The organism is Chitinophaga oryzae (assembly GCF_012516375.2).
GTDB classification, from domain to species: domain Bacteria; phylum Bacteroidota; class Bacteroidia; order Chitinophagales; family Chitinophagaceae; genus Chitinophaga; species Chitinophaga oryzae.
Genome location: NZ_CP051204.2, coordinates 4,264,450 through 4,284,267, shown reverse-complemented (window position 1 = coordinate 4,284,267; position 19,818 = coordinate 4,264,450). Strand labels below are relative to the sequence as shown.

Here is a 19,818-nt window from a genome sequence, read left to right as displayed (position 1 = left end):
CCTGACTATTATGACCAACCAAAAGTACTTTATACTCATTGCTGTCGTTTTGCTGATGGGCTCCTGTAAACGATTTCTCGATGTGAAGCCCAAAGGAAAGCTCATTCCTTCATCGGTAACGGATTATGACCACCTGCTGGATAATACCGGTACAATAGAATTCAATTTCCTGGATGGAAACAGGGGGTCTTTGCTCTCTTACCTGGGAGATAATCTTGAAATGACCGAAGGACAGTCCAAAGTAGGTTTTGTGCTCAACAGTCATCCTAACCTGGAACGTTATTACGCGCACATCTTCCGCCAGCCCTATAAGAACCCCAATCTCGATGATCAGTTCTGGAGTTCAGGGTCAATGGGAATTTATCCCCAGATATCGTACTTCAACAATGTTATTGAAGGGATCCGGGGTATCAGCCAGAAATCGCCGGAGGAAGAAAAGCTGGGCAGAGTTTCCGTTGCGCAGGCACTGGTAGCGAGGGCCTGGTGTTATTTTCATGCCAATATGATTTACGGGCCGGTATACAAACCCGGTACGGACAACGGCACTAAAACCATTCCGTATGTGGTAGATGTAGATATCAACAAACCCATTCCTGATTTATCTACCTCGGCAGAAGTAGCCAACCGGGTGCTCGGTGAACTGCATACCGCCTTGCCTGATCTGCCGGTAAGGTCCAGCTGGCCTTCCCGCGCCGACAGGGCCACCGGCCATGCCATGCTGGCGTATTATCATCTCTTCACCCAGCGGTTCGACAGCGTGGTGTATTATGCCAATCTCGCGTGGACGGCAGCAGGAAGCCCGGAAAGCGTGTTGTATGACTTTAATAAGTTCAAACTGGTGGATCCTTCCAGGCCGGTTACCTCCCTGATTGTTTCCTCCCAGGATGGCAACACCAACCTTGTCAACAGCCGGGAAATGTTGTTCTACAGAGTGTCCGAAAGAGACGCCGGCCAGGGCATCGCACTGTCATATCCTTCTTCAGAACTGATAGCCCTGTACGATCAGGCGGCGGATCTCCGGTTTAATTTTTTCTATATCAATGCCCCCGGATACAAAACAACCGTTGGCGGCGGATATGATGACGGCATGCGTATCGGTAATTACCGTGGCCGCAAAACGCAGGTGACAGATGGCTTCTCCTGGCCGGAAGTTCTGCTCATGCGGGCAGAAGGGTATGCCAGAACGAACCGGCCGGACCTGGCGCTTGTCGATCTTAACACCCTGCGCAGGTTCCGGTTTAAAACCGGTACTCCGGCACTGGCCGGTGGCACACAGGATGAAGTCCTCCAATGGGTGCTGCAGGAAAGACGACGGGAACTGCCTATCGGTGGCGTCAAAAGATTTCTCGATTTGAAACGTTTTTCACTCGATAAGGGTAAACCCTGGTCAAAATCGCAGATTACACACAACATTGCGGGGCAGACTTACAAGGGCACCATCGACTCGAAGGATTTTATTGTACCCATCAGCAACGTGGTGCTCAGGTTCAATCCCAACTGGGGTATTCCGCTCGAAACCCGTCCTTTTTAAACCGATTAATTGATGAATATGCGAAAGTTATTACCGGCATTAATGATGGTGGGTTTGGCCACCGGCGCAGCAGCCCAGTCAAACATAGTGATCAAAGGCGCCGTCAGAGGGGACCTGAAAGGATATCATAAAGTATATGTGTTTGGAGACGGTATCAAAGAGGATTCTGTTGAAATGAAAGATGGCCGTTTCACTATCAGTATTCCCTGGGTAAAAGATGCCATCCCTTATCTCTACTCAGCGTATGATGCCAAAATGAGATCGGGGCCACCGGCGTTCCCGGTTGTTGTCGATGGTCCCGGCACTATTTATATCGATCTCGCCGATGTGACTAAAGGGCTTCGCTCCGGCGCCATTCGAGGAAACCGTTCCGCAACAGCTTTCCAGGCATTCGAGGAGGGGAGGGAGCAGTTAAAAACGGATCTCAGAGCTGCGGTAAACGAGCGTTTCAGGGACAAGCCCAAAAACGATTCCACCAGTAACAAGGCTTTCCTGCAGTTAATGCAACAGCGCCTGATTCCATATATTACCAATTTTGTTGAAACGAATGCAGACGCTTACATCGGAGCGTTTATTCTTGGCCGTTACCAGGTGATCCTTCCGCCGGATGATCTTGAACGGCTTTACAACAAACTTGGCCCGGCGCAGAAAGCTTCCGCTCCGGCAAAAGAAGTGGCCGCCCGTCTGAACGGTATGAAAAAAGCAGTTACAGGTGCTGAGGTGACTGATTTTACACTGGATTCGCCGGAAGATAAATCCATTACCTTCAGCAGTTTCCGGGGGAAATACGTGTTGATTGACTTTTGGGCGAGCTGGTGCGGCCCCTGCAAAGCTTCCTTTCCTTACATGAAACAGTTATACCAGCAGTATCGTGGCGATAAGTTTGAGATCGTTGGTATTTCCATTGACCAGGAAAAGGCCGCCTGGCTCAATGAACTGAAAAAGCAGGAGCTGCCCTGGCCCAGGTACTGGATACAAAAAAGGTGTCGGTGAACAGCTTCGCGGTAACCGCTGTTCCTACTGCTTATCTGATCGGCCCGGATGGGAAAATACTCATGAAGCAGATCGGTATGGGTGAAGAGGGAAATGGAGAAATAGAGAAAAAGCTAAAAGAGCTGTTTGCACAATAAAAGTTTTAAACCCCGCGCTGGCCGCGGGGTTTTGTTTTTTAACCGTCTCACGGGCAGCCCACCGCTAAATAGTTAATATTTGAGGTGAAGGCAGGTGCGGGAGTGTAGTAGTAAGACCATGTTCGGCAGCCGGAGGTACAGGACGGGTCGATGTTTGAATTCAGCCATTCACTTCTGCAGGAAGAGGTGAGCGCAAACATGGCATAAGTGGGGCCACTCATCAGCGTGGCTGTACCACTTGCATAGTTAATCAGGTAAGTATAGGCATACATAAATTCCTCATCTGCCGGATCAATGGCCACGCCTCTCCATTTACTCGGATAGTAGGTAGTGGCAAACTTCGCGTCCCTGGCGACGGCGGTGCTTTGCAGGTGGGGCTTGTCTCCCCCGGACGTGGAACGGGTGGTAGCGGTAATACCTACTACCGCAAAGGCTACAAACAACAGTATTTTTTTCATGTGAACCACAGATTTTAAGGTGAATAATGAAAGTAATGACAGCTGCTGCAGAGAGAATGCCGTGGCTTGCCGACATAGCGACCTTAGATGAAACGACCTGCCGGCTTGTGCGGCAGGTCGTCCGTCAATGATAATTCGCTGCATTCATCCGGCAGCTGCCGGGATTAATTGCAAAGAATTTGAGGGTTTGTTTCAGTGTAGCAACCTTCGTTAGGTAACCAGGTAGGGCATCCCCAGGTAGTCCTGGTACCGCCTCCGTTTAACTGAGACTGTGCCTGATTGTTCAGAGGGGCAATAATCTCCCGCTGAAGCATCAATTTCTTGCTTAAAGACAGTTTTTTCTTTTTCATTTTACGGGTTTGATGTGTGTAACAATGCGGGACAATCCCTGTTGTTATACCTCAGCGATCAAGGGCAGAGATAACATACAGGTCTTCCTGTAATAGGACGGGTCTCACATTCCAATGTACGGGTTATAAGTGCAGCACCACCGGCTAAAAGCGCCTGCTGGAAGGAGGTGAGGGTAGTTACCGCCTCTTTTTTGAGGACCAGTTTTTTCTTCAGATCGATGTTTTTCTTTTTCATAACATTGATTTTTTGTACAGACCTCCCCTGTCTTTTACGTGGAGTAGCGCCATGGGGTGGATGTTCAGCGCAAGAAGCTGGTGATGATGTTGTATGTTCGAAGGAAATGAGGGCATAGTGGGTTATTGATACAGGTTATTTTTCTGAGATAATTAAGATAAGCAAACTTTCTGAAACAGGACCAAAGTATTATCAGGAAAATCTTTGCCACTGGCGCTTCTGCTGCAGTTGTTTTTTTTATGGGGAATAGGTAACTTATTGTTGTTATCTTACAATAAACTTCTTTATTGAACGCCTGATCAGACTATCATGAAGTACAAAATATGTTTGTTGGCCGGATGCCTGCTACTGGCTGCTTCACTGTACAAATTGAAGGAGTCCCTGGATTTTATCCGAAACAGTGAACGGGCCACCGGAACTGTCACTTCGCTGGAAATGCATGATGACTCGTATTCACCGGTTTTTGTCGTGACAACAAAAGACGGCCGGCAGCTCGATTACCACCATGCGGCCTCCAGTAAGCCGGCGAGCTGGGAAGTAGGCGAACGGGCGGTATTCCTGTACGATCCCGCTAATCCGGGCGCTGTACGGATGATGCGTTATTTCTGGATTTTCAACTGGAGTATCGTCTTCATGGCACTTGGGATGCCGCTAATTATACTGGGAGGAGGATACTATTGGCTTCGCCGGTTCATAGAAATGCCGCAGGAAAGCTATACCCTGAATTAACCCAATAACATTCTTATGACCATACATTCCATTTATATCATCGTTGGCGCTTTACTGTTAGTCTTTGCCCTGAAAAGCCTCAGGCGCATGCTCGCATTTATGAAGAATGGTGAGCGCGCCGTGGGCACCGTTGTGGAGCTGGTAGAGAAAAATGAGGACGACGGTACGTTTTACTATCCCGTTTTCAATATCCCCACCCGCCGGCATGAAGTCATCACTTATAAGCATCTGACAGGCTCTTCTACTGCAAAATGGCAGGTAGGCGAGACCGCCGCTTTTATATTTCATCCCGGCAGGCCGGAGACGGTTTGGTTCCTCAATTACGGAACAATTTTCTGGTGGCCGCTAACGCTGTTGGCGGTGGCAATAGACCTGCTGCTGATTGGCGGCGGCTATTTCGTATTTCACGAATACTTTGGCGCTTAACTGGCCTACGCACTAAAATCGGTGGCGAAGGAAGCTGCTTTCCATGTATTCATCTGCGCCTGTAACTGCGCTATCCTGGCAGTGGCCCGATGGTACGCATCGCTCCCCAGGAAAAGATCTGTGGCGGGGTCCGGACTGGAAGTGAGTTGAAGGAAGATGTCCGCCATCTTATCCGGGTCACCCGGTTGCGCGCCGTCCATACTGCTCAGCTTGGCATGAGACGCCCGCAAATGTTCATAATCGGAAATGGTTTGCCGGCTGAAGGCGATGGAGTCTGCTGCGGCAAAACTGGTCCGGAAGGCGCCGGGCATAACATTGGTCACATGGATACCCAACGGCTTCAGGTCGTTGGTCAACGCGGCACTCAGGCCGCTCACCGCGAATTTGGCCGCACAGTATACCGCCCAGCCCAGGCCGGGCGCAAAACCAGCGATGGAGGAAATGTTAATGATATGGCCGGACCGCTGTTGTCGCATATAGGGTAATGCCTGCTGTATCACCCGTACTACTGCGAAGAAATTAATCTCAAAGTTTTCGTTGATCTCTTCTGCGGTAAGTTCTTCCAGCGCACCGCCCAGTCCATACCCTGCATTATTGACTACAACGTCCAGCCGGCCGAATTTCCCGACGGCTTGTCTTATCGACGCTGCAACAGCAGGCTCGCTTTTCAGGTCTGTTTCCAGCGGCAGGAAATTGTCATTTTCCCTGAATGCGTCAAACGCGCTTATTGACCGCGAGGTAGCGGCTACACGCTGGCCTTTTTCCAGCAACTGTTTTACAAGGGACAACCCCATTCCTTTTGATGCACCGGTGATATACCAGGTTTTTGTTTGGCTCATGATCTGTTTTTTAAGCAAAATTACCCCGCTGCCGGACAGTATTTTTGTCGTATACAAACCATTATTTGTCAAATTCAAACCTGCCTGAAATCGGAAGGGCTCATAGTGGTCTGTTTTCTGAAAAAATTGTTGAAATGCGCCTGGTCTTCAAATCCCAGCACATAACTGATCTCTGCGATGTTCCAGGTGGTGTGTTTCAGCAGCGCTTTGGCTTCCGCCGTCAGCCGCTCGAAAATAAGGTCGGTGGTGGTATGTCCGGTGGTTTTTTTGATGGCGCGGTTGAGTGAATTTACATGAACGGAGAGCCTGTCTGCAAAGGCTTTCGGCGAGCGCAGTTCAAAACGCTGGGACACCGATTCAATAGGGAACTGTCGCTCCAGCAGCTCGGTGAAAACGGCCGTTATCCGTGACGCGGCATCGGGATGCGCATACCTGTTGCCGGCTGGCCGGAGTTTCATGGCCAGGTAGATCAGTTCGCTTACATAAGCCCTGATCAGTTCATATTTATAAGCATAATCTGAATGCAGCTCCCGGATGATTTTCTCAAAGATGGTAGTTACCTCCTCCGCTTTTTCTTTGTCCAGGCTGAATACCGGCGGCGCGCTTATGGTGAACAAAGGCAGTTTGCCCAGTTCCAGCCGGAGGTTTTCCCTGAAAAACTCATCCCGGAACACACAAAAATAACCGCCGGTACCGGCGGTCAGCGGTTCATAGGTATAAGGCGCCTGCGGGTGGAAGAACAGCAGTGTATTGCCGCTTACCGGAATACTTTGGTCGCCATAGTGAAAAATATTATCTCCCCGGTACAACATGATCTTAAAAAAATCCCTGCGCACAAAGGTGGGGGAAGTGGCGCCTGTCCGCACCCTGTCCTCAATCCTGAAGGCATTGAATTGTCCTATGTTTTTCTGGAAGTCGTCAGACAGGGTGCCGAACTTATCCCGGTAAAACGCTTCCAGCGATGCAGTCGCTTTTGCCATATACTGGTATAAACTGCGAAGTTGAAACTTTTTTCCGAGAGGACGGCAGCAAAAAAAAATCCGGGTACATCTACCCGGATTTTTTATATATGCTTATCTGTTTTTCGATCAGTCTTTATAGGTGCCCACCTCACACATGGCGGCAAACTGTTCGCCATCATAGGAACTGGTCATATTCAGCCTGAAATAACGGAAGTTTTTGGTGGAAGGAAGAACGATGTTCTGCGGGTTGGTGGTGGCCGCCAGCGTGAAAGTGCCGATCGGCGTCCAGGTGGTGTTGTTATTGCTGCTCAGGATTTGTATGTCTTTTACCATTCTGCTGCTCCGCTGTTTAAATGTAAACCGGTTTACGTCCAGCGCCTGTCCCATATCGATGGTGATGGTGTGCGGATAGCTGGCCGCAGCGGAAGACCACCGCGAGTGCCAGAAGCTGCTGCCGGAGCCATCGATGATATTGGCGGCGGCGCCGTTTTCCGCGGCTGTTTCCTCCGAACTGAAAGCGGTTACTGTCCACCCGGTTTTATCGTATACCACTTTATCCCCGAAGTTGACAACAGGGACGTCGTTGACAAAGCTGTAGGAGGCCACATAACTGGTGATACTACCGTTTTCATGGCATAGCCGGATAGTAAATTCATAGTTTGTATTGCCCTTGTCCCTGAAGTCGCTCACGGGCATGGCGATACGAAAACTGTCGGTGCCTATCGGCTTGGAGGCAAAGGTAACCGAGTTGTAGCCGCCATTATCGTTACCGGTGTTGCGGTTGTAATAAGCGATATCCTTCACCGCTTTGGCAGCCGAAAATTTGCCGGAGACGATAATACTGGCGGAACCGCTGTTATACTCCGCATATACCCGTTTCACCTGGCAGCCGGGATCTGTGTACCAGTCGCTCCGCGTAACGGGACTGAATAGCTGGCCATTGGCCAGGATGGCGACATCCGCCGGTGAAAAATAAGTAGGCGCTTTACCTAAAGTGCCGTTGCCGTAACCCATCAGCGTGGTGCCATACAGGATATTTTGCGACTGGGCGCCGCCGTTGTGCGGGAGATTAATACCGTGGCCCATCTCATGTGCCATGCCGCCTATCCATTTGGTAGAGAATTTATCATCCGGTTTTCCCAGGTTGATCGTATCCAGGCCGGTGTAGTCGAGCGCAAAGCACCAGCGGCCGATTCCGTAGAATGGCCCGCCGCTGGGATCTCCGTTGGCGCCATAGGAATAGGTGGGAATGATCACCATGATATGGTCACTTTTTTTCTCGGCCGGATGAGCGGCGAAATAGGCGTTTACTTCATTCATCACGGCGCCGGAACCGCCTTCGTAAGGATAGCTGCTTTTGCCCTGCTGTCCGCGGACCAGCGATATTTTCAACCGGCCGGCGGAATCTGTCTGCAGTCCTATTGTTCTGCCGGCATATCCCCACTGGTTCATCCATTTGGTGGTGAACTGCTGCATATACAGGAATACCCCGTTTAGCCTTTCCCGGTATCCCGGAACGGTATCGAGGTCGGATGGAACGAAATAGACAACGTTGAGCATATAGGTGCCATTGGCTACGCCATTGACGGCCACCGATGATTTTTTGGCGTCCATTTTCTCAAGGGGAGTGGATTCGGGTTGTTTCTGACAGCTGGTGATTGCCATGGCCAATACGGTGGCCACCACCAGGAGAGGAGCGATTTTGGTCATTGTTTACTGTTTTGGATGAAGAATAAAGGTTTATCAGATAGTATGTTTACATCGTACCAAAGGGTTTTTCTGTTGTGTAATGGGAAAATCTGTTAGCGTGAAACACAGGAGGAAGGGTAAATAGCCAATAACAGAAAGCGGGCGTTTACCGGCCAGCCGGTCTTTTGCTATGACTGGTATTCATTGTTCCGTTCAAAAATAAGGAATAGTTTCTATTTGTCGGGTATATTATTTTAAGAAAGAAAATAATGCAACGGAAACCACGCAGGCGGCGGTTTCCGTTGTTTTGTCAGCCGAGGCCCGGGTATTCAGGCGCTACCGGGCAGCCGGTAGTCACCTGGCATGTTCTCCCGATAGTGGTGAGACGGCCCCCTTTGATGGCTGCCTGCTGGTAGCCGGTCATAACTCCTACGGTGTTTTTGGCCAGTGTTAGTTTTTTGTTCAATGACATTTTCTTTTTCATAACATTAAGATTTAAAAGATGATTCCACCCTGTCTTCCGCGCCATGGGTGATTTTCAGCGCATCGTAATTTCTGAGAGGTTAATGCTTGCTGAAAACAAGAGGCCGGCCTTCCTGCGAAAACCGACCTTTTTTCATGACCGTCTCTATATCCTCAAAAGTTTATTAATAAAGGTCCCAGAAGTGTTTTGCGGCCTTGCTGTCTTTGCCGCCGATGGACTGGACCGCTTTGTCGTAGTTGCTTTTGTTCAGCTGTTGTTCGTCTACGGGGTAGGTCATGCGGGTAGGCACAACAGTGACTTCGCGGTCGAGGGAGCCATCAACGGGCGCTACGAACAGTGCTTGTCCATCCGGCTTTTTGAAGTCGAGGCGCAGCCTTTCGAACCAGCCTTCCAGGCCCTGCATGTACAGAGCGATCCACTTTTGCGTACCGATCACGTTCTTCCAGTCGCCCCCGTTATAGGGAACGCCGGCAATATAAGGATCGATAGCGGAAGCGGCGACGCCGCGGTCTTCCAGGGAAGCCCTGATTCCTTTTTTATAATGCTCTTCGGCGGAACCGCTGATGATGTTGCGTTCTATGGCTTCGGCAAGGATGAACTCCACTTCGGCGTAATCCATGTAAACAGCCGGGGCTTTGGCGTCCAGCACAGCGCTGCCGGGCAGGGATATGGCGCTGTTGGGGATGGTTTCCCCGTTTTGCTGGTTCAGGCCATATGCCTTACCGATATACCTGCCGTTGTCTTTCGCCGGCGCTGCGTAAACAGGCAGCCGGGGATCTTTGATATCGAGCATGTAGTCTACCATGGTTTTGCACATACAGAAATCAATACGCGATTTGAAAGCCTCGTTCAGCGGATTATTGTTCGGCGGCGCTTCCACATACCGGAACAGGGCATTGTCTGCGTTGGAAGTAAATACCCCGGAGGCCACGGCGTCGTTGATAGCCTGTTTGACGAGTGGCTGTAAAGAGGGAACGTCACTCACGCGGATCGCTATACGCAGCCGGAGAGAGTTGGCAAAACGTTTCCACTTATTGACATCGCCGTTGTAGATGATATCTGTTTTGGCGGGGAAAGAACCTTTGGACGGGTCCAGTTTTGCCGCCTGCTCACCGAGTATTTTCAGCAGATCAGTATAGATGGTGATAGCCTTGTCGTATGGACTATTAGGCCGGTCGAGGCCGCCCAGGGAAGATTTGTAGGGAATGTCTTCATATACGTCCACCAGCATATGGTAGGTCCACACTTTTAAGATTTCGGCGATGGCTATCTGGTTGGGGGAGTAATCGAAAGGTTTTTCGGTATTGATCCTGATGATCTCGTTGAGGTCTTTGATGGTGCCGGCGTACAGGATGTTCCAGAAGTTGTTGTTCTGGTTTTCACGGATCTGGTAGCGGCTTTCGTTGGAGTAAGTGGTGGCGGACCAGTACTGGGCGTAGTGCATGCCGGTACGGCCGTTGTTCCATTCGTTCCAGATGTTGTCTACGGCTTTTTTCTCGGCGGAGACCAGCAGGTAGCCGGGGTCGGTTGTTTTCGGGTTATTCGGGTCCAGGTTGATCTCATCGAATTTTTTAGTACAGCCTGCCAGCAGGAGCACCACTACCGACGCGAAGCACAGCGCTTTAAATATTGTTTTTTTCATGGCTTAGCTTTTTAGAAGGAAACGGATAAGTTAACACCGAAGGAGCGTACAGAGGGAAGCGCAGCGGCTTCAATGCCCTGTACGTTGCCCGCGGATATGGCCAGGCTGGTGGGATCGAGGTGCGGGTTGGCAGTGCTGATCAGCCATACGTTCCTTGCAGAGAAGGAGAGGCGGAGGTGCTGCAGCCGCAGGGCGGACACAAATGATTTCTCAAATGTATACCCCAGGTTGATCTCTTTGAGATAGAGATAACCGGCGTCCCACATGTCGAGTTCCTGTACCACGTATCCGTTGTTGTTATTGAAGTGGTCATAGGCGGATATGACTTTCGTATTTTTCTTGCCGTCTTCTGTATACCCGTCTGCCACCGTGCCGTTTTCGCGGATGCCATTTTCTGCTGTTTCCGCCAGGAGGCCGGATTGCCGGCCGAACATGGTGGTGGTGGAGAAATACTGGCCGCCGATCTGGAAATCGAAATTGACGCCCAGTGAAACACCTTTATAGCTCCACATGGAGGAGAAGCCACCGGTGTAGTCGGGTAGCGCGTTGCCCAGCACCGACTGGCTGGCGTCCCTGATATAGAAGCCGTCGGCGCCTACCAGTTTGTTGCCGTTGGCGTCCCGTTTAATGGCGTAGCCAACGATAGAGCCGTAGGTTTCGCCTTCGCGGGCATTCACAGATACGGCAAAGGGCGCGTTGGCCAGCAGCAGGTTGGTCACGCGGATGCCTTTCTCCGGATTGTCGTACAGTTTTTCGATTTTGTTTTTGTTGCGGGCGATGTTGAAACCCAGGTCCCAGGTGAACCCGCTCTTTGTTTGCACGGGTGTGCCTGTGAGCGCCAGTTCAAACCCTTTATTCCTGATCAGCCCCGCATTGATGATGGCAGTGGTATAACCGGAAGAGGCGGAGATGGTCAGCGGGATGATCTGGTCTTTTGATTTTTTGTCGTATACGCTGAAATCCACGCCCAGCCGGTTATGCAGGAAACGTAATTCAAGGCCGGCTTCCACTTCGGTAGTGATCTCAGGTCTTATGTTTGCATTGTTCAGTTGATCGGGTACGGTGATGTGGGCGGTGGAACCGAAGTTCTCTTCTGCCAGGTAGGCCAGCGCAGTGCTGTAAGGAATAGTGCCTTTACCTACCTGCGCCCATCCCAGCCGGAGTTTACCGAAAGACAGCCAGCGGGTGTTTTTCAGGCCGCTGAGTTCGGAGAAGACGAATGACCCGGATACAGATGGAAAGAAGTAGGCGTTGTGGGCTGCCGGCAAGGTGCTGGACCATTCGTTCCTGCCGGTAACGTCAAGGTAAAGCATGCCCTGGTAGCCCAGCGAGGCGCTGCCGAAGACGGCGTTCTCACGCAGCCTTTCCACGCGGTCGTACGTACGGGCGGGTTGGCGTGAGTTGGCGAGATTATACCAGCCATCGATGTTTAACCCGTCTTTGCTTTCACCGCCGGTGAATTTGAAATAGTTTTCCCTTCTGTTGATGCCTGCAAAGGCTGTCAGGGAGAAGCGGGTGCCGATGGATTTGTTGAAGTTGATACGTCCTTCGTAGTTGTTTTCCTTTACGAAACGGGTGGCTTCAACGTAAGAGGGGATGCCCTGGGAACCGATGGCCACTCTTTCCTGGCGGCTGTCGGTATAGAAGTCGGTCATAAATTTACCGGTAACGGTAAGGTAGTCGGTGAGTTTAAAGTTGATGCCTGCGTTGCCGAATACGCGGTCGCGCCGGTCTGTCTGGTAGTTTTTATACCGTGTCCAGTAGGGATTGTCGGTATACCGTGGCGGCTGATCATCCCATGCGCCGCGGTTCCACGAACGTTGGGACCCGTCGTATGCATAGGCGTAGTCTTTCATCTTCTCCATGTCCCAGTCGCGGTGCCCGAATTCAGTGAAACCCTGCATAACGTTCCTGCCGTGGTAGCCGGTACCGGGCCTGCCGAGGGTATTGGTGCTGGCGTAATTGACGCCGATAAAGGCTTCCAGCCGGCTGGAGATGGCATAGTTGCCATTGAAGCTGAGAGAGTTGCGTTTGAGTTTGGAGTTGGGTAGAACGAATTTCTGGTCAAGATTGGTGTAAGCCAGGCGGAAAGCGCCTTTCTCATTACTACCGGTGACGGCTACACTGTTGGTGAGCGTCAGGCCGGTTTCGAAGAAACTGCGGTTATTGTTGGGATGTGGTTCCCAGGGGGCAGATATGCCGAAGTCAGGGTTTTGTTTGTTTTTGTCCCATGACCAGAAGTGGCGTACGAGCCTGCCATCCAGCCGTGGTCCCCAGGATACGTCGGGTTCATAGTCCGGAACGAGGTCGTACGGACCTTTGCCATCGTTATCGTCATAGGTGGCTTTGCCGTCTTTGAATCCTTCCGGGTGTTCCTTTACATACAGTTTGGTGAATTTATAACCGCCACCGTATTCATCCTGGTATTGCGGCATGATGTACACTTTTTCCATCTGTGCGCCAAAATTATAGGTGACGCCAATGCCGCTGGCGGCGCCTGATTTGGACTTTTTGGTGGTGATGGCGATCACGCCGTTGGAACCGCGGGTGCCGTACAAGGCGGAAGCAGCAGCGCCTTTGAGTACGGACAGGGATTCGATGTCAGCGGGGTTGATATCCTGTATGGCGTTGCCATAGTCATATCCGCCGCGGCCGCGTTCCTGGTCAAGGCTGCTGGTAGGATTGTTGCCGGTAAAGAAGCTGTTGTCCATCGGTACGCCATCGACCACAAACAGCGGGTTGTTGTTGCCATAGATGGAGTTGATACCGCGGATGGTGATCCTGGCAGATCCTCCCATATTGCCGGAAGATCCGGTAACCTGTATGCCTGCTACTTTTCCGCTGAGTGCATTGATGAAATTGGCGTCTTTCGACTGGGTGAGTTCTGCACCTTTTACTTCCTGGACGGAGTAGCCCAGTGATTTCTTTTCCCGCTTTACGTTGAGCGCAGTCACCACTACTTCCTGCATGGTCTTGTCATCCGGCTGCAGGTCGATGCTGATAGTGGCAGCCTCTCCGACAGGTATTTCTTTCAACAGGTAGCCGAGGCTTCGGACGACGAGCACGGCGTCTTTACCGGTTACGGATATCCTGAAATTTCCCTGCTGGTCTGTAGTGGTGCCGGTAACAGCTCCTTTAAGCTGGACGGTGGCAAAAGGGACAGGCGCATTGTTGCCCGTCACTTTCCCGGTTACCTGCCGCTGCTGTGCAGGCAATAGGAGGGTGATTGCCATGAGAATGGCAATAAGACAGAACGTCTTTTTCATGATGGTTCAGATTTGGTTGAAAAATATAGAGGGGCCGGTCATTATGCCTGGTTCATAATTGTCATTGGGTTTTCGTTAAGTAAAATGGGCCGTTTAACTGGGTTTCATAAATCGATCATTGTGGCATTGGTTTGGGCTTACCGCCGTTGGCTCGTAAAGTGGGTCGGAGGATTACAGTCTTCTTTCTAAAGATAATAAAACCAAGCGCTAAAATCCGGCACTGGCTTGCCCCCGGCTTAAAAAAATGTAAGCGGGCACATTTCTCTATATCATTTTTAAAGCATATTTTCAGTAAACAAAATTTGTTAATACCGGAAACTCAGCTTTCATATGAACCCACAGGAAAAAGTACTGCACTGTTATAACCAGGTTGCCGAAGACTATGCGGCGGAACGCTGGGATGAGCTCTCCAAAAAACAGTTTGACCGTTTGTTGCTGAAGGAATTTGCATTTGCCAACAAGGAAAAGGGGCTGTGTGCGGACTTTGGCTGTGGCCCCGGGCAAACAACACGTTTTCTGCATGACAACGGTATGAAGGAACTTATCGGTACGGATTTGTCACCTGCTATGGTAGATACCGCCCGCAGGCTTTCTCCTCATATAAAATTTGAGACCAGCGATCTGCTGAACACCGGTTACCCCTCGGCATACCTGGGTAGTGCGCTGGCGTTTTATGCTATCGTGCATTTTACGAGTGAACAGGTGGGGGCTTGTTTCAAAGAAGTTCACCGGGTGCTGAAAACAGGAGGAGGCTTTTTATTTTCTTTTCACGTAGGAGAAGAAGTCGTTCATTTTGATAAGGCACATGAGAAGGAAGTGGATGTAGATCTGTTCTTTTTTAAGACAGATGCTATTATCGCGTTGCTGAACGAGGCGGGCTTTGATGTTATTGATGCCATAGAAAGGCACCCCTATGAAGGAGTAGAGTATCCAACGAGGAGAGCCTATATCTGGGCGGAGAAAAAATGAACCGTTGCAAGGTCCGTTTTAACTACTTAGTATTTTTTCTGCTGTCCGGGCGCATATGGTTTGGCGGATTGGGAGCCGGTCATTTTCTTCGCCTGGCCCGGAGGTATTTTCCCGCTGTTACCCGCAGTGTGCACCGTATAGCAGGAACTGAAAAGAATCAGGGCGACAGCGGTTAAAAGTAGATGTATTTTTTTCATAAAGTAATTTTTCTTCACATGTAATTACCAGAACCGTGCCATTGTTGCCTTTTGTCATGCTTTGGGTAGAAAAAATGACAATTCAATATACTATTTCTCCTTTTGACAGCGGTAATGAGGATGGCTTCATTGGCCTGACACATTAATCAACCAGATCAATCCTCCTTGTTAAGGAAGAGCGTTGCCACGGCAACGCTCTTCCTTATTTTTAGTTGAAAAGCAGCTCGTCCACAAAAAGCCAGGCGCGGTTGCCTTTGCCGGGATGCCACGGTGGCAGCGTGGTTTGTGTCATCATTATTTTAACATACGATACCTGTGTGAGCGGGAAGTCGCAATTGATGTCCATCGTGGTAACAGGATCGTCTTTTTTGTCTGCGGGAGGCGTGACTTTCTTTAATAATTTAAGATGCCGCGGATCGTTGCCGCCCCATATTTCAACCTGGCGCGGCAGGAAAATATAGGCGCCGGTGTTACGCAGTGCGCCGATGGTAACAGCTTTTAGCGGTACGGGCGCAGGAAATTGCACAATAGCCTCCAGGCTGTTTTTCGTATAGCCGAGCCATTTGCCGTTGTTATGGTCTGTTCCGCCCTTTTGGCCGTCCGTAAGGCTGGTGCCACCGTTAGCGATATAAGATCCTTCGGGTTGGTTGGTAAGCCTGATACTGTCGGGCGTATAGGTGGTTTTGCTGAACGACAGCTGTATGGGATCGCTGGCATACCATCCCTGTTTGCAGGCGATGGCGCGAACCACGGTATTACCGGTGATCAGCAGGCTGTCCTTGAATACAGGAGAATGCAGGCTGTCGGGTACGCTGCCGTCGGTCGTATAGCGGATCTCAGTCCCTCTTACGGGATGTTGCATTTTCAGTTGTAAACTGTTTTTGAAGACTGCTACAGCGTTGAGCACAACAGGCTGATTGAGTTTCAGTTGCTCGCCTTTGTCATTGGTAAAGCCTTTTACGAGGGTAGCCCTGGGGAGAATTTTTTCTGCCTGTTGCAGGTCCGCGGGTGACAAGCCGGTGTTCCATACATACAGCTCTTTCAGCGCAGGGGCTGATTTCAGGCTGGTCAGCTGCTGTAGCGTTACCGGCGTGCCTGATAACGAAAGACGCTGTAAATGGGGCAGCCTGGCAAGTGTGGCCAATGTCTGCCCGGTGATATTGGTAAAGCTCAGGTTGAGCACCCGCAACTGCTTAAACTGCGACAATACCTCCAGGTCAGCATCCTTCACGGGCATCTTCTGCAGATGCATCTCTATGAGCTGTTGTTTGACGGGCAGCAGTTCGCTGACGGATTGGATATTGAACTTGTCTTTGTTATACCAGTTGGCTACCAGGGGCGCGGCGTGTAACGCTATCGGGTATACGACGCGGTAGTTATTGCTGAGCTGTTGCACCAGTTTCTCATCGGCGGCAGAAAAATCATATACCGGCGCTTCGGACGTGGCAGGCTGCAGGCGTTGTGCAGCCAGCAGGTACAGGCTGTCGCGGGCCGGCAGCGTGGCTACGGCTGTTTTGAAGTCGGCGCCTCCTTTGATCCAATAGTGGAGCAGCGCTGTTTCTTCCTCCGTCAGCTGCGGCTTGCCGGCAGGCGGCATGTGTTTTTTGTCTTCCGCCGGAAGGTGCAGTCTTTCCATCAGCAGGCTGACAGCCGGATTGCCGGGAATGAACAACTTCCCGCTCTTACCCCCTGCAAGCAGCTGTTGCGGTAACTCCATGGATAAACCGCCTTTCGCTTTACCATTATTGTGGCAGTTCATACATTTTTCTTCGAGGATAGGTTTTACCAGGTGGTCGTACACCAGGGCTTTGTCTAACGGCACTGGGGTATTGCGCGGGGTCACCGGCGCCAGCACGAAATTGTTGCCATGGGTGATGTCGGCGCCATAGTGGCCGGTAACCAGCAATAACGCCACGGTGACGAGCGCGCCTGTTTTCGGCAGCCAGGGCTTCGCTGTGGCGCGCAGCCAGTACAGCGCGGAAGAAGCCCACAGCACGGCCACGCCGCCCCATTTGTGCCATTGTATGCTGCCGTTGTCGGTATAACCTCCTTCGCGGGCAAGCAGCAGGCCCATAATAACGGTAACGGCTGTAGTAAGCGCTGCGGTCAGCAGCAGCAGTTCGGTAAAGCAGTTTTTCCAGCGGTTGGCTTCCGGCTCGCGCAGCTGAATAAAAAGCAGCAGGCTGCCCAGGAGAAGCAGTACGATCGGAAAATGAAGCACCAGCGGGTGCATACGCCCCAGTACCTGCAACCACGCAGGCACCGTAAGACTGCTGCCGGCGATGAATAACACCAGCACAAAAATATTAGCGGCAAATAAAAACTGGTTACCGGCGTCCTGCCATCGGATACGATTCCACTTCATTATATCCTCCTGAGTTTATAGGGGTACACTTTGCCGGCGGCCCATTGGGCCACGTACACGTTGTCATCGTTATCTACACATACATCATGCGGGTGAACGAAGATCTTCTCCGCCTGCTGCATGGGTTGCAACTGCTGTCCGTTGTATACCGGCGCAGTGCCGCCGATATTGGAAACAACCTTGTTGTTTTTGTCGAGGATGGTCACAAAGCCGCTGCCGCTGACGTTCATATCGGGAGAACGCAATACGGCTGCATAGAGATGGTCGCCTTTGATCACGGGGCGGCATACGCAGGCGCCGGGCAGGGAGATCACTTCCAGCAGCTTGCCGTCCATGCTGAAACGTTTGAAACAGTTACGGGTGCGATCTGTCACCAGCAGGGAAGGAGCGCCCTGGCGACGGTCGACGCAGATGCCGTGGGCATTGTCCAGGTGAGCATCGCCTTCGCCACGGCCGCCGAAAGTATTTAACAGTTTACCCTGGCGGTCGTAATGCATCACATACTGTGCACCATAACCGTCAGCGATATAGATATCACCTTCGTCGGTAACGGTGGTTTCGGTAGGAACGAATTCTTCTTTCTTTTTGTAGTGCCCTGTTTCTGCCGGGTAGCTGATCGTCATCACGATCCTGCCGTCCATGGTGGTTTTATAGACCTCGTGTTTGTCGGTGTCGGTGATGAACAGGTATTCGGTACCGTTTTCATTGGCCAGCGTCAGCCCGTGGGCGCCGGGAAACGCGTGGCCCCAGGAATCCAGCAGTTTACCGGATTTACTGTAAACGAGGATATTGTTCTTCGTTTCATTGGTGAGCAGGATAATACGGCCCTTTTTGTCCTGCACCATTTCGTGACAGTCCTTCACCGGATGGCGGCTGCTGTCGAGCGTGCCCCATCGTGTGTCGAGGGTATAACGCATGTCCTGGTGGCCGTATACCGGTCCTTTGGGACGGGCAAACAGGTCGCGGGAAATGTAAAAAGAGGCGGCTAGTAACGCAGACGATTGTACGAATTTTCTTCTCTCCATGTGTAATATTTTTATCAGGCCATCAATCCGGGAATGACTTTCCCGGCCACATCGGTAAGACGGTAGCGGCGGCCCTGGTGTTTGAATGTTAGTTTTTCGTGGTCCAGCCCCATCAGGTGTAAAACGGTGGCATGGAAATCATGTACGTGCACGGGATCTTTCACAATATTGTAGCCGAACTCGTCTGTCTCTCCGTAAACGATGCCCGGCTTTACGCCACCGCCGGCCATCCAGATGGAAAAAGCGCGTGGGTGGTGATCGCGGCCATAATTATCTGCGGTCATCTTACCCTGGCAATAGTTGGTTCGGCCAAATTCACCGCCCCATATTACCAGCGTTTCATCCAGCAGGCCGCGTTGTTTCAGATCGGTGATAAGCGCGGCGGAGGCGCGGTCCACATCTTTTGCCTGTCCGGCCATTTCATTGGGCAGGTTACCGTGCTGGTCCCATCCCTGGTGATAGAGCTGTACGAAACGCACGCCGCTTTCGGAGAGCTTGCGCGCCAGCAGGCAGTTGGCCGCAAACGTGCCGGGAACAAGGCATTCCGGGCCATATAGTTTGATGATGTCGTCCGGTTCCTTGGACAGGTCGGTCAGCTCCGGCACAGCCGTTTGCATACGGTAGGCCATTTCATACTGCTGGATCTTGGTGCTGATCTCCGGATCACCGAAGTCTTTGTAGGACTGATCGTTGAGTGCTGCCAGCTGGTCCAGCATCTGTCGGCGGTTGGACATATCGATGCCTTCGGGATTGTTGAGGTACAGCACGGGGCTGTCGCCGCTGCTGAATTGCACTCCCTGGTGGATGCTGTCGAGGAACCCGTTGGACCACAATTTGGAATATACCCCCTGGCCGTTGCCTTTGCCGCGGGAGAGCAGCACGCAGAAAGCGGGAAGGTTTTTGTTTTCGCTGCCGAGGCCGTAGCTCATCCAGGAGCCAAAGCTGGCGCGGTTTCCCTGTTGTGCGCCCGTCTGGAAGAAAGTAAGCGCGGGGTCGTGGTTGATGGCTTCGGTGAACATGGAACGCACGATGCAGATGTCGTCTACTATTTGTGCGGTATGCGGAAAGAGATCGCTTATCCATGCCCTGGCCTGGCCATACTGTTGGAAGTCATAATGAGAACCTACCAGCGGGAATGACGACTGTCCGGCGGTCATGCCGGTAAGCCTTTGTCCCATGCGGATGGAGGGCGGCAGTTCCTGGCCCATCATCTCCCGCAGTTTGGGTTTATAGTCGAAGCTCTCCAGCTGTGAAGGAGCGCCGTTCTGAAACAAATAAATGACCCTTTTAGCTTTGGGGGCGAAGTGCGGCATGCCGGGGATGAAGGGCGCCTCGCTGGCGCTGCTTTTTCCGAACAGGTCCGGTATCAGCAGGGAGCCAAGCGCTACGCTGCCGACGCCCAGACTGAGCCGGGAGAGGAACTTCCGGCGGTTCATATTCAGGTGACGCTCCAGGAATTCGTTTTTCATCTTGTTATTATTTTAAAGAGAAAAAATGAGAGATGATAAATGATCAATGCCG

The 19,818-nt window shown here is 51.4% G+C and carries 19 protein-coding genes; 6 read left to right on the top strand and 13 right to left on the bottom strand.

Going from position 1 to position 19,818, the window contains the following annotated elements; all coding sequences use genetic code 11:
- The first annotated feature begins 10 nt into the window (after window positions 1-10).
- The 3 genes from HF324_RS17830 to HF324_RS17820 are packed head-to-tail and all read left to right on the top strand — an operon-like array spanning window position 11 to window position 2,661.
- Window positions 11-1,531: a RagB/SusD family nutrient uptake outer membrane protein gene (locus tag HF324_RS17830; RefSeq protein ID WP_168860398.1), complete on the top strand. Its 1,521-nt coding sequence runs from the start codon at window positions 11-13 to the stop codon at window positions 1,529-1,531.
- 18 nt (window positions 1,532-1,549) lie between these two features.
- A complete protein-coding gene (locus HF324_RS17825; RefSeq protein WP_168860397.1) occupies window positions 1,550-2,524 on the top strand; it encodes a TlpA disulfide reductase family protein in 975 nt (324 codons plus the stop codon).
- Window positions 2,521-2,661 (top strand): TlpA family protein disulfide reductase, encoded by a 141-nt coding sequence (locus HF324_RS17820; RefSeq protein ID WP_168860396.1) that lies wholly within the window; start codon window positions 2,521-2,523, stop codon window positions 2,659-2,661. Before HF324_RS17825 ends, HF324_RS17820 begins: the two co-directional genes overlap by 4 nt.
- 47 nt (window positions 2,662-2,708) lie before the next feature.
- Here HF324_RS17820 and HF324_RS17815 read toward each other — a convergent pair whose 3' ends face one another.
- From HF324_RS17815 to HF324_RS17805, 3 genes are all read right to left on the bottom strand, one after another.
- Window positions 2,709-3,119 carry a hypothetical protein gene (locus tag HF324_RS17815; RefSeq protein WP_168803764.1) on the bottom strand — a complete coding sequence of 137 codons (411 nt, stop codon included), beginning with the start codon at window positions 3,117-3,119 and terminating at the stop codon, window positions 2,709-2,711.
- A gap of 164 nt (window positions 3,120-3,283) precedes the next feature.
- Window positions 3,284-3,433, bottom strand: coding sequence for a hypothetical protein (locus tag HF324_RS33875; RefSeq protein ID WP_373997306.1), 150 nt, complete (start codon window positions 3,431-3,433; stop codon window positions 3,284-3,286).
- A 94-nt stretch (window positions 3,434-3,527) separates the two neighbouring features.
- Window positions 3,528-3,704 (bottom strand): class I lanthipeptide, encoded by a 177-nt coding sequence (locus tag HF324_RS17805; protein ID WP_168803763.1) that lies wholly within the window; start codon window positions 3,702-3,704, stop codon window positions 3,528-3,530.
- Window positions 3,705-4,013: 309 nt separating this feature from the next.
- On the opposite strand from HF324_RS17805, the gene HF324_RS17800 reads away from it, so the two are divergent.
- Window positions 4,014-4,433, top strand: coding sequence for a DUF3592 domain-containing protein (locus HF324_RS17800; RefSeq protein WP_168860395.1), 420 nt, complete (start codon window positions 4,014-4,016; stop codon window positions 4,431-4,433).
- Between the two features lie 15 nt (window positions 4,434-4,448).
- Window positions 4,449-4,859, top strand: coding sequence for a DUF3592 domain-containing protein (locus tag HF324_RS17795; RefSeq protein ID WP_168860394.1), 411 nt, complete (start codon window positions 4,449-4,451; stop codon window positions 4,857-4,859).
- Window positions 4,860-4,864: 5 nt separating this feature from the next.
- Here HF324_RS17795 and HF324_RS17790 read toward each other — a convergent pair whose 3' ends face one another.
- From HF324_RS17790 to HF324_RS17765, 6 genes are all read right to left on the bottom strand, one after another.
- Complete coding sequence (locus tag HF324_RS17790) at window positions 4,865-5,698, bottom strand: SDR family NAD(P)-dependent oxidoreductase (protein WP_168803760.1); 834 nt, start codon at window positions 5,696-5,698, stop codon at window positions 4,865-4,867.
- Between the two features lie 74 nt (window positions 5,699-5,772).
- The gene (locus tag HF324_RS17785; RefSeq protein WP_168860393.1) at window positions 5,773-6,678 is read right to left on the bottom strand and encodes a helix-turn-helix domain-containing protein; all 906 of its coding nucleotides are present in this window, start codon (window positions 6,676-6,678) and stop codon (window positions 5,773-5,775) included.
- Window positions 6,679-6,786: 108 nt separating this feature from the next.
- Window positions 6,787-8,370, bottom strand: a complete 1,584-nt coding sequence (locus HF324_RS17780; protein WP_168860392.1) for a discoidin domain-containing protein — start codon at window positions 8,368-8,370, stop codon at window positions 6,787-6,789.
- A 289-nt stretch (window positions 8,371-8,659) separates the two neighbouring features.
- The gene (locus tag HF324_RS17775; RefSeq protein WP_168803757.1) at window positions 8,660-8,833 is read right to left on the bottom strand and encodes a class I lanthipeptide; all 174 of its coding nucleotides are present in this window, start codon (window positions 8,831-8,833) and stop codon (window positions 8,660-8,662) included.
- Window positions 8,834-8,996: 163 nt separating this feature from the next.
- Window positions 8,997-10,475: a SusD/RagB family nutrient-binding outer membrane lipoprotein gene (locus HF324_RS17770; RefSeq protein ID WP_168860391.1), complete on the bottom strand. Its 1,479-nt coding sequence runs from the start codon at window positions 10,473-10,475 to the stop codon at window positions 8,997-8,999.
- An 11-nt stretch (window positions 10,476-10,486) separates the two neighbouring features.
- Window positions 10,487-13,741 (bottom strand): SusC/RagA family TonB-linked outer membrane protein, encoded by a 3,255-nt coding sequence (locus tag HF324_RS17765; protein ID WP_168803755.1) that lies wholly within the window; start codon window positions 13,739-13,741, stop codon window positions 10,487-10,489.
- A 330-nt stretch (window positions 13,742-14,071) separates the two neighbouring features.
- Between HF324_RS17765 and HF324_RS17760 the strand changes: the two genes are divergently transcribed.
- A complete protein-coding gene (locus tag HF324_RS17760; RefSeq protein ID WP_168803754.1) occupies window positions 14,072-14,710 on the top strand; it encodes a class I SAM-dependent methyltransferase in 639 nt (212 codons plus the stop codon).
- A gap of 26 nt (window positions 14,711-14,736) precedes the next feature.
- Here the strand turns inward: HF324_RS17760 and HF324_RS17755 are convergent, their stop codons facing one another.
- The 4 genes from HF324_RS17755 to HF324_RS17740 form a co-directional block, all read right to left on the bottom strand.
- Window positions 14,737-14,907, bottom strand: coding sequence for a hypothetical protein (locus tag HF324_RS17755; protein ID WP_168860390.1), 171 nt, complete (start codon window positions 14,905-14,907; stop codon window positions 14,737-14,739).
- A gap of 208 nt (window positions 14,908-15,115) precedes the next feature.
- Window positions 15,116-17,272, bottom strand: coding sequence for a c-type cytochrome domain-containing protein (locus HF324_RS17750; protein ID WP_168860389.1), 2,157 nt, complete (start codon window positions 17,270-17,272; stop codon window positions 15,116-15,118).
- Window positions 17,272-18,297 carry an NHL repeat-containing protein gene (locus HF324_RS17745; protein ID WP_168860388.1) on the bottom strand — a complete coding sequence of 342 codons (1,026 nt, stop codon included), beginning with the start codon at window positions 18,295-18,297 and terminating at the stop codon, window positions 17,272-17,274. Before HF324_RS17745 ends, HF324_RS17750 begins: the two co-directional genes overlap by 1 nt.
- 14 nt (window positions 18,298-18,311) lie before the next feature.
- The gene (locus tag HF324_RS17740; protein ID WP_168860387.1) at window positions 18,312-19,766 is read right to left on the bottom strand and encodes a DUF1501 domain-containing protein; all 1,455 of its coding nucleotides are present in this window, start codon (window positions 19,764-19,766) and stop codon (window positions 18,312-18,314) included.
- Between the last annotated feature and the right edge of the window lie 52 nt (window positions 19,767-19,818).